Genomic DNA, 13785 nt, shown 5'->3' with positions numbered 1-13785 from the left:
GGCGAGGCGAGAAGCGGCGACGGGGAGCGGGGACGGCACGGCGCCCGTCACAGCAGATATTGCTCGGTGACCATCGCGCCGAGGCGGTTGTTCTCGGAGACGAAGGTCTCGATATATTCGTGCAGCCCGGTCTGGAACACGTCGTCCATCCGGCTGTTCGACAGGCGGGTGAAGGTCGAACGGGCGAGCCGCTGCGAGGTTCCCTGCCGGCCGTAATAGGCGGCGATATCGTCGAGATAGCGCGAGATGTTCTGATAGCAACTGGTGAGCGAGCGCGGCATCTGCGCGTTGAGGATCAACAGGTCGGCCACCAGCCAGGGCTTCACGCTCTCGCGATAGACCCAGTGGAACGAGGTCAGCGCCGAGACCGAGCGCAGGATGGACGACCATTGGAAATAGTCCAGCGGCCCGCCGACATGCTCCGAATCCGGCAGCAGCACATGATATTTCACGTCGAGGATGCGCGCGGTGTTGTCGGCGCGCTCGACATACATCCCCACCCGCGAGAACCAGAACGCATCGTTGCGCAGCATGGTGCGGTAGGCGGCGCCGTCGAAGCGCAGCGAGGTTTCCTTGACGAAGCTCAGGAAGCGCGCCAACTCCTCGCGGGTCATGTCCTTGGTGGAATAGCGCTTCAGCTCCAGCCAGGCGGAGTTGATGGTCTCCCACATCTCGATGGTCAGCGCGGTGCGCACCGAGCGCGCATTGGTGCGGGCGATCTCGAAGCAGTTGCGGATGGAGGAGGGGTTCTCCGGCGCGAAGGCGAGGAAGGAGATCACCTTCTGCTCGGTGGCCTCCTCGCCGTGCACCTGCTTGTAGAGGTCGGCGCAGCCGGCGGTCAGCAGCGCCGAGCGCCATTCATTGGTCGAGCCGCCATAGGCGACCGGCAGCTGCGCGAGGCGCTGGGTGACATCGAGGAGACGGGCGAGGCAATCCGCCCGCTCCATGTAGCGGGCGAGCCAGTAGAGATTGTCGGCTGTACGTGAAAGCATGTGACCCGCGCTTTATTTGGCGTTCCGCCAGGCGAGCGTGGCAAGGCCCGCCCCGATGAGAAGAGAGCCGCCGACCCGGTTGACGGCGGTGACGACGGAGGAATTGGCGATGGCGCCGCGCAGCCTTCCGGCCACCAGCGCATAGGTGAAGGCGTTCAGCGCCGCGAGCACCAGGAAGGTGGTCTCGAACACCGCCATCTGCCCGAGCATCGGCCGGGCAGGGTCGAGGAACTGCGGCAGGAACGCCACGAAGAAGGTGATGCTCTTGGGATTGAGCGCCGTCACCACCCAGGCGTGGGCGAGCATCCGCCAAGAGGAGCCGGCGCCGCCCGCCGGTGCCACCAGCGGGCTGCTCCCGGCGCGCCACAGCTTGATGCCGAGCCAGATCAGATAGAGCGCGCCCACCCATTTCAACGCGGTGAACAGCACCGCCGAGGTCGCGAGCAGCGCGCCGAGCCCGAACATGGAGAGCGTCATGGCGGTGAAGTCGCCGAGCGCCACGCCGGCGGCCACCGGCAGGGCGACGCGCCGCCCCTGGCCGAGCGCATAGGAGACCACGAGCAGGATGGTCGGCCCCGGAATGACGAGCAGCACCGCCGAGGCGGCGGCGAAGGCCAGCCATGTCTCCATGGACATCGCGTCGATCGGCATCGATCTTCCCCCTCAACTCACTCGCTTCTTCCTCCCCCTCGCGGGGGAGATGCGCGACGCGCCGGCCTCAGTTTTCCTCCAGAACCCAGGTATCCTTGGTGCCGCCGCCCTGGCTGGAATTCACCACCAGCGAGCCTTCCTGCAAGGCGACGCGCGTCAGCCCGCCCGGCACGATGCGGGTGCGGTCGGAGCCGGTCAGCACGAAGGGCCGCAGGTCGACATGGCGCGGCGCGATGCCCTCGTCGACGAAGGTCGGGCAGGTGGAGAGCGCCAGCGTCGGCTGGGCGATGAAATTGTTGGGGTCCTGCTTCAGCTTGGCGCGGAACAGCTCGATCTGCGCCTTGTCGGCGCGCGGGCCGATCAGCATGCCGTAGCCGCCGGAGCCGTGCACTTCCTTCACCACCAGCTCGTGCAGATTGTCGAGCACGTATTTCAGGTGGTCCGGCTCGCGGCAGCGCCAGGTCGGCACGTTCTTCAGCAGCGGCTCCTCGCCGAGATAGAAGCGGATGATGTCCGGCATGTAGCTGTAGACCGCCTTGTCGTCGGCGACGCCGGTGCCGACCGCATTGGTCAGCGTGACGTTGCCGGCATTGTAGGCGCTCATCAGGCCGGGCACGCCGAGCGCGCTGTCCGGGCGGAAGGCGAGGGGGTCGAGGAAGTCGTCGTCGAGGCGACGATAAATCACGTCGACGCGCTTCGGCCCCTCGGTGGTGCGCATGTAGACGACGTCGTTCTTGATGAACAGGTCGCGCCCTTCCACCAGCTCGACGCCCAGCTTGTCGGCGAGGAAGGAGTGCTCGTAATAGGCCGAGTTGTAGATGCCGGGGGTGAGCACCGCCACCACGGGGTCGCTGGTGGCGGTGGTCGGCGCCAGCGATTTCAGCGTCGCCAGCAATTCGTCGGCATAGTTCTCCACCGGCGCGACGCGGTTCTCCGCGAACAGCTCTGGGAACAGCCGCATCATGATCTCGCGGTTCTCCAGCATGTAGGAGACGCCGGAGGGGGTGCGGGCATTGTCTTCCAGCACGTAGAACGTGTCGGCGTCGATGCGCACCACGTCGATGCCGGCAATGTGCACATAGAGATCGTGCGGCACCTTCTGGCCGTTCATTTCGGGGCGAAACACCGGGTTCTGGTAGACGAGATCCTCCGGCACGATGCCGGCCTTGAGGATGTCGCGCCTGGAATAGACGTCCTTGATGTAGAGGTTCAGCGCCTTGGTGCGCTGCTCCAGCCCGCGCGACAGGCGGGTCCATTCGCCGCCGGTCAGGATGCGCGGGATGATGTCGAAGGGGATCAGCCGCTCCTGGGCGTCACTGTCGCCATAGACCGCGAAGGTGATGCCGATCCGCCGGAAGATGAACTCGGCTTCCTTGCGGCGATAGTCGAGCACGTCGGGCGGAACGTTGCTCAGCCAGCGGGCGAGGGCGGTGTAGGCGGCGCGAACGCTGCCGTCCGCATTGGTCATTTCGTCGAACGCGACCGTCATCGTGGCAAATTCACTCCCCAACTCAGGCAAGTTAGCTACAAACGCCGTGCCAGCGGAAGGGGGGGCCGGGTACCGACGACGATATTGCGTGGAATGGCTCGATTTTGCCCAATAGGAAGGCTCGCTGCCCTTGCCTGCGGCGGAGTTTGCGCGCATTTGCGGCGAATGCGGCGCCCGATACGCCGCGATCGGCAAGGAATCGGTGCATGAGCGCGCAGGAAACGATCACGGCGGGCATTCTGGTCATCGGCGACGAGATCCTGTCGGGGCGCACCAAGGACCGCAATATCGGCTATATCGCCGAATATCTCACCGCCATCGGCGTGGATGTGAGCGAGGTGCGGGTGGTGCCCGACGTCGAGGCGGAGATCGTCGCCGCGCTCAACGCCCTGCGAACCCGCTATACCTATGTCTTCACCACCGGCGGCATCGGGCCGACCCATGACGACATCACCGCCGACAGCGTCGCCAGGGCGTTCGGCGTCGACATCTCGGTGAACGAGGAGGCCCGCGCCATGCTGCTGGAGCGCATCCCCGAGGCCGACCTCAACGAGGCCCGCCTGCGCATGGCGCGCATCCCGCACGGGGCGGCGCTGGTCGCCAACAGGATCTCCAAGGCGCCCGGCTTCTGGATCGGCAACGTCATCGTCATGGCGGGCGTGCCCTCGATCATGCAGGCGATGCTGGACGAGGTGGCGCCGAAGCTGAAGACCGGCCGGGTGATGCTGTCGGAGACTCTGCGGGCCGACGCCAAGGAGGGCGACATTGGCGGCCCGCTCGCCGCGGTCGCCAAGGCGCACCCGGATGTGTCGATCGGCTCCTATCCCTTCGCCGACGAGCTCGGCCGGCCGAACACCAATCTCGTGGTGCGCTCGCGCGACGCCGCCCCGCTCGCCGCCGCGGTGGCGGACGTGCGGGCGATGCTGGCGGCGCTGGTGAGGTGAGGGGGCGGCTTCCCAAGCGAGGCCGCCGTTCAACGCCGTGGCCGCACGGTCTCATTAGGGCGAGCGTCGGTCTCCTGCGGCGCCGATCATCCAGACCTCGAAACGCGGACGCCCGGACCGGCGGCCATCGATTCGTCGCGTCTCCGCGCACCCGGCATCGTCTGCGCAGAGGCATCGGTGCGACGGCCCAATTGATCCGTCACTGAGCTGCATAGGCGTCGCCGGGGACCGCGTCCCGCCCGCAGCGCGACAAGACCCGTCGGGCGGAGGCCGGCCGGACGTGCTGCCGGGTAATGATCGGCCAGCCCGCCATTACGTTCCGACCAGCGATGTGGGGCTCCCGACCAGCGCACTGGGCGCAATCAGCAGATGACGGAAGCAGTGCCGGGGATCACCGTCGACCCCGTTACCGGCGCTTGAGAGCCCCGGTCGCACCTGGGAGGAAGTCCGATGCCGATTTACGTCACGCGCGGCCGCTACTCGGCCGAGTCCATCAAGAACCTCGTCGCCCACCCCGAGGATCGCCTGCCGGCCGTCCGCAATCTGGTGGAGGCCAGCGGCGCGAAGCTGCTGCACTTCTACGTCACCCTCGGTCGCTACGATTTCCTGGTGATTACCGAGGCGGCCAATGCCCAGGAGGCGTCGGCCTTCATCCTGGCGGCGGCCGCCGCCGGCGGCATAACGGACAACGAGACGACGGAAGCATTCACCGCCGCGGAGGCCAAGGAAGTCTTCGCCGCCGCCGGCAAGGCGGCGAAGAAATACAAGCTGCCCGGCAAATAGCTTCGGGTCCGGTTCGGGCCCCGTCGCCGCGCTACTCCGGCGGGGAGGAGCCGATGGGCGCCGGCGCCTGTCCCGGCCGATGCAGCAGGGTCAGCGACAGGAACGCGCCGACCCAGGATCCCACGGCGGCGAAGACCACATACACCCAGTTCTCCGTGTAGCTGATCACGGCGAAGGACGAGAGCATGTACCAGACGCTCGACCAGTTGGCGGCGGAGAGCCGCTTGCGCGCCACCACGGCCGAGGTGAAGGCCACGTAGCAGGCATCGGTCGCCGCCGTGGCGACGAACACGCCGAGCGCGATGAACGGGTCGAGGGCGGAAAACGCGGAGAGAATGTGCTGCATGGGCGGCCCCGGAAGAGGAGGGCGGTCGGGTGACCCGCCCTCCATCATGGCGCAGGCGGGGGCGCGGGCAAGAGGTCCGGCTCGCCGGACGGCTCTCGCCACGGCCGGTGCCGGCCGGGCCAAAGCGGCATCGCCACGGCCCGCACCATCCGGCTCGGCCCTGCCGTCGGCTTCCGGCGCAAGCGCTCAAGGCCCGGAACGGCGTCATCCTCCGCTCCGCACCGACTGTCGCCGGGCGCGTACGACGTGACGATCGCCGCCGGATCGGCCCGCGCAGGCCGGTGACCCGGCGGTCCTGCCCGCCTATCCTGTCGAGCCTCCCGCGATTTCCGCGAAACGCCCCCTTCATCCGCGCCGCCACACCCGCTATTGATCCGCGCAAGCGCCGGCGCGCACGTCCGCCGGAAGGAGGCACGACATGTCCGATGAACGTCAGCAGAAGGCGTTTCCCGTTTCGTGGGACCAGTTCCACCGCGATGCGCGGGCGCTCGCCTGGCGGCTGTCGGGATTCGGTCCGTATAGCGGCCTCGTCTGCATCACCCGCGGCGGGCTGGTGCCGGCGGCGATCGTGGCGCGCGAGCTCGGCCTGCGCCTGATCGAGACCGTCTCCATCGCCTCCTATCACGACTACAAGAACCAGGGCGAGACGCTGGTGCTGAAGCCCATCGCCCAGACGGTGCTGGATGCGGCGGGCGAGGGCGGGCGCGGCCTTCTGGTCATCGACGACCTCGTCGACACCGGCTCGACCGCGCGCCTGGTTCGGGCCATGCTGCCCAAGGCGCATTTCGCCACCGTCTATGCCAAGCCGCTCGGGCGCGACGTCATCGACACCTTCATCACCGAAGTGAGCCAGGATACCTGGATCTACTTCCCCTGGGACATGGGCCTGTCCTTCCAGCCGCCCATCCGCGACGGCGTCGCCTGAGGAGTGCCCGCGATGAGCGGCAATGAATTCTACGGCAACCCGCCGCCCGACGACGACGTGCCGGACGATTATGACGAGCTCTACGACACCCACCGCGCCGCGCTCTACGACATGCTGATGGCCTATGCCGACCAGCACGAGCTGGCCGACGGCTTCATGTCCGACCTCGTCTCCGATCTCGGCCTGTCGCTGCGCATGGTGGCCTATGCGTCGGAAACCGAGCGCCCCTCGCTCGGCGGGCTGCGACTCGACCTCGACCGCTTCGCCCGCGAGCTGGGCGATTCGGTGAGGGAGGCGAAGAAGAATGCCGCCGCCTTCATCGCCGAGGCCAAGGCCGCGCGGGAAGCGGACGATGCCGAGCCGGACGAGGCTCCCGCCGCCGAGGTACCGGCCGGGAGTGCCCAGGCCGACGGCCCGGCCGCCGAGCCGCCCTCTTCCGGCTCGAACCCGGCCGATCCGGCGGCGCCGCTCGCCGGCAGCCGCAGCTTTCCCCGGCGTCAATAACGGTATCCGAACCCCTCGCAATCACGAGGCCGTTACGCTATTCGAGCTTGTCTCCCTGCAACTCCTGGGACAAGGCATTCCCCGATGACGCCCGCCATCGTTTCAGCGATCCTGCGATCGCCGGTCACCTTCCTGTTCGCGCGCCTCCTGCTGGTGGTTCCGTTCCTCGGCAGCGGCATCGCCAAGCTGGTCGATTTCCCGGCGGCCGTGGCGGAAATGGCGCATTTCGGGCTCAACCCGCCCTGGTTCTTCGCCGTGCTGACGATCGTCACCCAGATCGTCGGCTCGGCGCTCATCCTGCTCAACCGCGCGACCTGGCTGGGCGCGGGCGCGTTCGGCATCTTCACCGTGCTTACCATTCCGATCGCCCACCATTTCTGGACGATGGAAGGCGAGCGCGCGCAGCTCGAATTCTTCTTCGTGATGGAGCATGTCAGCGTCATCGGCGGAATGATGCTCGTCGCCATTCTCGGCGAACGCACCCGCGCGGCCTGAGGCTCCTGCAGCCGTGCGCGATCGCCGGGACGACGAGAGGTCAGGCGCGGGTCGACGGCCTTGAGCATGTTCGCACGATCATGCTCTAAGGCGGCGGGAATTGGATAGCGGGAGCGGTGATGGAACGGGGCGCACGTAAGATCGATCCCAACAGCGATGCGGCCATTGCCGCCTCCGTCACCCCGGTTCCCATCGAGGAGGTCGGTGCCCGGCTCGGCCTGCCGCCGCGGGCATTGTTCCGCTATGGCCATGTCAAGGCGAAGATCGCGCTCGAGGTCGCCCGCGTCGCCGAGGCCAGGGCCGACGGCAAGCTGATCCTGGTCACCGCCATCAACCCGACCCCCGCGGGCGAGGGCAAGACCACCACCACCATCGGTCTCGGCGACGCGCTGGCGCGGGCCGGGCACAAGGTCGCCATCGCGCTGCGCGAGCCGAGCCTCGGGCCGGTGTTCGGCGCCAAGGGCGGCGCCACCGGCGGCGGGCGGGCGCAGATCATCCCGATGCAGGACATCAACCTGCATTTCACCGGCGACTTCCATGCCATCAGCGCCGCGCACAACCTGCTCGCCGCCGCCATCGACAACCACATCTACTGGGGCAACGCGCTCGATATCGACGCGCGCCGCATCAACTGGCGGCGGGTGGTCGACCTCAACGACCGGGCGCTGCGCCATGTCACGGTCGGCCTGGGCGGGCCGGCCAACGGCTTCCCGCGCGAGGACGGATTCGACATCACCGTCGCCTCCGAGGTGATGGCGATCTTCTGCCTCGCCCGTTCCTTCGACGACCTCGAGGAGCGGCTCGGCCGCATGGTGGTGGCGCAGACGCGCGCGCGCCGGCCGATCACCGCCGCCGAGCTGAAGGTCACCGGCTCGATGGTGGCGCTGCTGCGCGACGCCTTCCAGCCCAATCTGGTGCAGACGCTGGAGGGCACGCCGGCCCTCGTCCATGGCGGTCCCTTCGCCAACATCGCCCATGGCTGCAATTCGGTGATCGCCACCCGCACCGCGCTCGGCCTCGCCGACTACGTGGTCACCGAGGCCGGGTTCGGCGCCGATCTCGGGGCGGAGAAGTTCCTCGACATCAAGTGCCGGCAGGCGGAGCTCGCCCCGTCCGCCGTGGTGATCGTCGCCACGGTGCGGGCGCTGAAGATGCATGGCGGCATCGCCCACAAGGATCTCGGGCCTTCGAACCCGGCGGCGGTGAGCGTCGGCTCCGGCAATCTGGTGCGCCATATCGAGAACATGAAGTCCTACGGCCTGCCGGTCGTGGTGGCGATCAACCGCTTCACCTCCGACACCCCGGCCGAGATCGCCGCCATCGAGGACGCCTGCGCCGCGGTGGACGCCGAGGTGCATCTGTGCTCGCACTGGGCGGAGGGCTCGGCCGGCGCGCTCGGCCTCGCCGAGGCGGTGGTGCGGCTCGCCGACGGGCCGTCCGCGTTCCGGCCGCTCTATGATTCCAACCTGTCGCTGGTGCAGAAGATCGACACCATCGCGCACAGGATCTATCGCGCCGGCTCGGTGGCCTTCGACAGTTCCGCGCTCAAGCGGCTCGGCGAGTTCGAAGGGCTCGGCTATGGCGACCTGCCCATCTGCATGGCCAAGACGCAGTACAGCTTCTCCGCCGATCCCGGCCTGCGCGGCACCCCGGAGGGCTTCGTGCTGCCGGTGCGCGAGGTCAGGCTGTCGGCGGGGGCGGGCTTCGTGGTGGCGCTGTGCGGCGACGTGATGACCATGCCGGGCCTGCCCTCGCATCCGGCGGCGGAGAACATCTATGTCGACGAGACTGGCTTCATCGCCGGGCTGAGCTGAGGAGAGGGCGGCGCCTCCAGTATCCGCGCGCGGCGGCCCCTTGGGCGGTCCCTTGGGCAGCCCCTTGGGCGGGGACGTGGCGAGACCGGCAGGCCGATGTCCGTTTCCGGCTCCACGCCGGTGCGGATATAGGGGAAGGCGCCAAGCATCGGCGCGCGATCATTGAAATGATCGAGTGTTTCCATGTCGTTCACGCCAGCAATTTGCTTGATATATTGGTAATGAACGTCAGGGAAAATAAAACGGCGTCCCGCAATAGGGTCGATAGCGCCGCCGGATAGGCAATTCCGTAATTTTTGTTGTCATCCGGTTCTTGCCGAATTATACGCTGACTATATGCGGGCGTGGCGAAACTGGTAGACGCAACGGACTTAAAATTCGTTTCTTAACAGAGTGCCGGTTCGATTCCGGCCGCCCGCACCATCTCTTTGCCGGGTATGCGTCCCGCCGCGACGGGCGTGCCCGTCTCTTCCCGGTCGAACTGCCAGGCGTGGGCCCGCGCGCTCGACGGTACCGCCCGCTTGGCCGGAGGGCAGGACCGGCCCGAGCCGGTACCCCGCGATCCCCAATGGAAATCCGCCCACCGGGAAGCGTTTCTTCACGATGCTATGAAATTCGAAGAATATACCCCTCGGAGGCAGTTTGTTACTTTCACGATATTCGGTAACGGATTGTGGAAAGGGGAGGCGCGCGTGGACTTTTTGCCGTTTCCGTGCGGTATGGTTCAGGTGGAGCCTTGAGATTCCCAATCCCGCCGATCGCCATGCGCGCAATCGGGGCTTAGGTTCCGCAAGGGCGTGCCGTCATAAGTGAGGTCGGTCATGACGGCTCTGGATGTGTTCGCCATCGTCGTCCCCGTGCTTGCGATCGGGTCGGCGGCCGGCGTTTTTATCATCCTCGGCATGGCGCCGGGCCCTGTCGCGCGCCGGCGCGGCCATCCCTGCGCGGCTGCCGCCGCCATCTCCACCGACCACGTCACCGCCGGCCACATCACTCGCCGGGTGGTGCTGCGGCAGCGGGCGACCGTGAACGACGTCGTGCCGCTCCAGCGCACGCAATCAGGGAGGACAGAATGAGGATCGGAAGATTGTTGACCTCGGTGGCGATCGTCACCGCGAGTCTCGCATGCGGACTGAGCGTCAGCTCGGCGCAGCAGGCTCCGGCATCGCCGCCGGCGGCCAAGCCGAACATCCTCGTCATCTTCGGCGACGACATCGGCATTGCCAATATCAGCGCCTACAGCGACGGCGTCATGGGCTACGCCACGCCGAACATCGATCGCATCGGCGACGAGGGCATCCGCTTCCTGCAATATTATGGCGAGCAGAGCTGCACGGCGGGACGTGCCGCGTTCCTCACCGGCCAGCACGGCATCCGCACCGGCCTCACCAAGGTCGGCTTTCCCGGCGCGCCGATGGGGCTGAGCCAGAAGGATCCGACGGTCGGCGTGGTCATGAAGAGTCTCGGCTACGCCACCGGGCAGTTCGGCAAGAACCATGTCGGCGACCGCAACGACACGCTTCCCACGGTCAACGGCTTCGACGAGTTCTACGGCAACCTCTATCACCTCAACGCCGAGGAGGAGCCGGAGCTTCCCGACTATCCGAAGGATCCGGCCTATCTGGCGAAATTCGGTCCGCGCGGCGTTCTCAGGACCAGGGCGACCGACGTCGATGATCCCGCGACCGATCCCCGCTTCGGCAGGGTCGGCAAGCAGACCATCGAGGATACCGGCCCCCTCACCAAGAAGCGCATGGAGACCATCGACGACGAAACCTCCGCCGCGGCCGTCGATTTCATGCGGCGCGAGAACGGCGCCGGCAAGCCGTTCTTCGTCTGGTTCAATGCGACGCGCATGCATCTTCGCACGCATGTCCGGCCGGAACATCGCGGCCGGTACACCCATGGCGACAGCGAATATATCGATGGCATGATCGAGCATGACGACACCATCGGCACCATCCTGAAATCGCTCGACGACATGGGCATCGCCGGCAACACCATCGTCGTCTACACCTCCGACAACGGCCCTCATATGAACACCTGGCCGGACGGGGCCATGACGCCGTTCCGGTCCGAGAAGAACACCAACTGGGAAGGCGCCTTCCGGGTGCCGATGCTGGTGCGCTGGCCCGGCCATATCGCGGCGGGCACCGTTACCAACCAGATCATGAGCCACAACGACTGGCTTCCGACGCTGGCGGCGATCGGCGGCGACACGAACATCGTCGAGGAGCTCAAGGCCGGCAGCACGCTGAACGGCGTGGAGTACAAGGTCCACCTTGACGGCTTCGACCAATCGCAGTTCCTGACCACGGTCACCGGCAAGATCGGCCGGGAGAATGACGCGAAGAGCCGCCGCACCGAGTTCTTCTACTCGGACGACGACGGCCTTCTCGTCGGCATGCGGCAGGGCGACTACAAATACGTCTTCTCCGAGCAGCGCGCGCCGGGCACCATGCAGGTTTGGGCCGAGCCCTTCACCACGCTGCGGCTGCAGAAGATCTTCAATCTCATGCAGGACCCCTATGAGCGGGCGGATATCACCTCCAACACCTTCTGGGACTGGCAGCTCAACCATGTGGGGTCCGCCTACGGGATGATGGACCAGGTGTTCAAGTTCGTGGCCACCTTCGACGAGTTCCCGCCGCGCTCCTTCCCGCCCTCGTTCAATCCGGCGAATGTCATGGAAGGGAAAATGCGTGAAATCAAAGCCGGAAGGGCGCTGCAACGGGCATTCCCGATGCTTCCCCCGCCGGTCAACCCGGCCCAGTGACCTCCATGCGGCCGCGCGGCGCCGAAGGCGGGCCGGCTGGGAATCTCCGGCGATAGCGGGCGGGGCCTCGGGTCCCGCCGGCAAAGGTAGAGGGGGTAGGCTGCCATGGTTCACGGATCGACCCGCGCTCGGGCAGGCCATGCCGCCCTCTGCGCTCTTCTCCTTGCCGTCGCCGCGCCCGCCCACGCCGCCGAGAACGGCGTCGGCTTCTACCTGCTCGGCGGACGCGGGCCGATGGCCGGCTACATCCCGCCGCCGGGCCTCTACATCCAGAACGACGTCTATTTCTACAGCGGCAGCGGCGGCGGCAATAAGCGCTTTCCCGCCGGCGGACAGATCATCGCCGATGTCGGCGCGCAGATCTGGGCGGACTTCTTGACCGGAAGCTGGGTGCTGCCGCAGGAGGTGCTCGGCGGCAATCTCGCCATCGGCGTGATCGTGCCGTTCGGCCGGCCCGACGTCTCCGCCGACGTGCTGCTCGCCCCCGCCGGTTTCGCCCCGGTCGAGGTCGGCGTCGAGGACGCGGCCAGCATCTTCGGCGACCCCGTGGCGTCGATGGCGCTCGGCTGGCACGCGGGCGACTGGCACTGGAACGTCACCGGCCTGCTCAACATCCCGGTCGGCGACTATCGCGAGGGCGAGATCGCCAATCTCGCCTTCCATCGCTGGGCGGGTGACATCTCGGGCGCGGTGACGTGGCTCAATCCGTCGAGCGGCATCGAGCTTTCCGCCGCCGCCGGCTTCACCTTCAACGGCACCAACGACGTGACCGACTACACGACCGGCACCGAGTTCCATGTCGAATGGGCGGCGACCAAGGCGCTGACCAAGCAGCTCTCGGTCGGTCTGGTCGGCTATTATTACAACCAGATCACCGCCGACAGCGGCCCCGGCGCGAAACTGGGTGCTTTCGAGGGACAGGTCACGGCCCTGGGCGGAACCGTCGCCTATAATTTCGAGCTCGGGCGGACGCCGGTCTCCGCCCGGCTGAAGGTCTATCGCGAGTTCGACGCCGTGAACCGGCTGGAGGGTACCGCGGGCTATGTCACCGTGGCCTTTCCCCTGGCCGTGTCGAAATGACGAGGGTGCCATGAACCGGGAGAGCCGCCAGCGTTTGACGAAGGCCCCGCCCGCCGCCGACGAGATGGTCTGGATCGACGGCGGCACCTTCCGCATGGGATCGGACCGCCATTACCCGGAGGAGCGGCCGGCCCATCGCGTCACGGTGGCCGGCTTCTTCATCGATGCCGCCCCGGTCACCAATGCCCGGTTCCGCGCCTTCGTCGAGGCGACAGGATACGTGACGGTGGCCGAAACCCCGCCCGACCCGAAGGACTATCCCGGAGCGAAGCCGGAGATGCTCAGGGCGGGTTCCCTGGTCTTCAGTCCGCCGGATCATCCGGTGAACCTGCGCGACTGGAGCCAGTGGTGGGCGTTCCGCTTCCGTGCCTCCTGGCGCAGGCCCTATGGCCCCGGCTCGTCGACCAGGGGGCTGGACGAGCATCCGGTGGTGCACGTCGCCTATGCCGACGCGGAGGCCTATGCACGCTGGGCCGGCAAGGAGCTGCCGAGCGAGGCGGAGTGGGAGTTCGCCGCGCGCGGCGGGCTCGACGGCGCCGAGTTCGCCTGGGGCGACGAGCTGAATCCCGGCGGACGGCAGATGGCCAATACCTGGCAGGGCGAGTTCCCGTTCCAGAATCTGGCGCTCGACGGCTTCGAGCGGACCTCGCCGGTGAAGACGTTCCCGCCGAACGGCCACGGCCTCTACGACATGATCGGCAATGTCTGGGAATGGACCGCCGACTTCTGGTCGACGCGCCACCCCGAGGAGGCGCCGAAGGCCTGCTGCGTGCCGCAGAACCCGCGCGGCGGCCCGGAGGAGGCGAGCTACGATCCCTCGCAGCCGGCCGTCCGCATTCCGCGCAAGGTCGTCAAGGGCGGCTCGCATCTGTGCGCGCCAAGCTATTGCCAACGCTATCGGCCCGCCGCCCGCCACGCCGAGCCGGTCGACAGCTCGATGAGCCATATCGGGTTTCGCTGCGTGCGGCGGCGGGAAGCGTGAGCCG

The 13785-nt window shown here is 67.3% G+C and carries 14 protein-coding genes and 1 tRNA gene; 11 read left to right on the top strand and 4 right to left on the bottom strand.

Annotated features, from left to right (window positions below):
- Positions 1 to 47: 47 nt before the first annotated feature.
- The 3 genes from AC1RU4_RS06935 to AC1RU4_RS06925 form a co-directional block, all read right to left on the bottom strand.
- Positions 48 to 992 carry an alpha-E domain-containing protein gene (locus tag AC1RU4_RS06935; RefSeq protein WP_492890316.1) on the bottom strand — a complete coding sequence of 315 codons (945 nt, stop codon included), beginning with the start codon at positions 990 to 992 and terminating at the stop codon, positions 48 to 50.
- 12 nt (positions 993 to 1004) lie between these two features.
- The gene (locus AC1RU4_RS06930; RefSeq protein ID WP_492890488.1) at positions 1005 to 1628 is read right to left on the bottom strand and encodes a LysE family translocator; all 624 of its coding nucleotides are present in this window, start codon (positions 1626 to 1628) and stop codon (positions 1005 to 1007) included.
- An 82-nt stretch (positions 1629 to 1710) separates the two neighbouring features.
- Positions 1711 to 3132, bottom strand: coding sequence for a circularly permuted type 2 ATP-grasp protein (locus AC1RU4_RS06925; RefSeq protein WP_492890315.1), 1422 nt, complete (start codon positions 3130 to 3132; stop codon positions 1711 to 1713).
- A gap of 206 nt (positions 3133 to 3338) precedes the next feature.
- On the opposite strand from AC1RU4_RS06925, the gene AC1RU4_RS06920 reads away from it, so the two are divergent.
- Positions 3339 to 4076 carry a competence/damage-inducible protein A gene (locus AC1RU4_RS06920; protein ID WP_492890314.1) on the top strand — a complete coding sequence of 246 codons (738 nt, stop codon included), beginning with the start codon at positions 3339 to 3341 and terminating at the stop codon, positions 4074 to 4076.
- Between the two features lie 450 nt (positions 4077 to 4526).
- Complete coding sequence (locus AC1RU4_RS06915) at positions 4527 to 4859, top strand: GYD domain-containing protein (protein ID WP_492890313.1); 333 nt, start codon at positions 4527 to 4529, stop codon at positions 4857 to 4859.
- 31 nt (positions 4860 to 4890) lie between these two features.
- Here the strand turns inward: AC1RU4_RS06915 and AC1RU4_RS06910 are convergent, their stop codons facing one another.
- The gene (locus tag AC1RU4_RS06910; RefSeq protein ID WP_492890311.1) at positions 4891 to 5205 is read right to left on the bottom strand and encodes a hypothetical protein; all 315 of its coding nucleotides are present in this window, start codon (positions 5203 to 5205) and stop codon (positions 4891 to 4893) included.
- A 418-nt stretch (positions 5206 to 5623) separates the two neighbouring features.
- Here AC1RU4_RS06910 and gpt point away from each other — a divergent pair, with 418 nt between their 5' ends.
- The 9 genes from gpt to AC1RU4_RS06865 all read left to right on the top strand — a co-directional run bounded on the left by gpt (position 5624) and on the right by AC1RU4_RS06865 (position 13781).
- Positions 5624 to 6130: a xanthine phosphoribosyltransferase gene (gene gpt / locus AC1RU4_RS06905; protein ID WP_492890310.1), complete on the top strand. Its 507-nt coding sequence runs from the start codon at positions 5624 to 5626 to the stop codon at positions 6128 to 6130.
- Between the two features lie 12 nt (positions 6131 to 6142).
- On the top strand, positions 6143 to 6634 hold the full coding sequence (locus tag AC1RU4_RS06900) for a hypothetical protein (protein ID WP_492890309.1): 492 nt from the start codon (positions 6143 to 6145) through the stop codon (positions 6632 to 6634).
- An 84-nt stretch (positions 6635 to 6718) separates the two neighbouring features.
- On the top strand, positions 6719 to 7129 hold the full coding sequence (locus AC1RU4_RS06895) for a DoxX family protein (protein WP_492890308.1): 411 nt from the start codon (positions 6719 to 6721) through the stop codon (positions 7127 to 7129).
- Positions 7130 to 7248: 119 nt separating this feature from the next.
- The gene (locus AC1RU4_RS06890; protein ID WP_492890307.1) at positions 7249 to 8943 is read left to right on the top strand and encodes a formate--tetrahydrofolate ligase; all 1695 of its coding nucleotides are present in this window, start codon (positions 7249 to 7251) and stop codon (positions 8941 to 8943) included.
- 338 nt (positions 8944 to 9281) lie between these two features.
- Positions 9282 to 9366, top strand: a tRNA-Leu gene (locus AC1RU4_RS06885).
- A 398-nt stretch (positions 9367 to 9764) separates the two neighbouring features.
- Positions 9765 to 10019 (top strand): DUF3302 domain-containing protein, encoded by a 255-nt coding sequence (locus AC1RU4_RS06880; protein ID WP_492890306.1) that lies wholly within the window; start codon positions 9765 to 9767, stop codon positions 10017 to 10019.
- Positions 10016 to 11719: an arylsulfatase gene (locus AC1RU4_RS06875; protein WP_492890305.1), complete on the top strand. Its 1704-nt coding sequence runs from the start codon at positions 10016 to 10018 to the stop codon at positions 11717 to 11719. The genes AC1RU4_RS06880 and AC1RU4_RS06875 overlap by 4 nt, the downstream gene beginning before the upstream one ends.
- Positions 11720 to 11824: 105 nt before the next feature.
- On the top strand, positions 11825 to 12799 hold the full coding sequence (locus AC1RU4_RS06870; RefSeq protein WP_492890304.1) for a SphA family protein: 975 nt from the start codon (positions 11825 to 11827) through the stop codon (positions 12797 to 12799).
- 10 nt (positions 12800 to 12809) lie between these two features.
- Positions 12810 to 13781 (top strand): formylglycine-generating enzyme family protein, encoded by a 972-nt coding sequence (locus tag AC1RU4_RS06865; protein ID WP_492890303.1) that lies wholly within the window; start codon positions 12810 to 12812, stop codon positions 13779 to 13781.
- The last annotated feature ends 4 nt before the right edge of the window (positions 13782 to 13785 follow it).

It is taken from the genome of Ancylobacter sp. GW821-FHT10E12 (assembly GCF_058809335.1).
The sequence above is the reverse complement of the archived record's forward strand: the minus strand, read 5'-3'. Positions and strand labels throughout refer to the sequence as shown.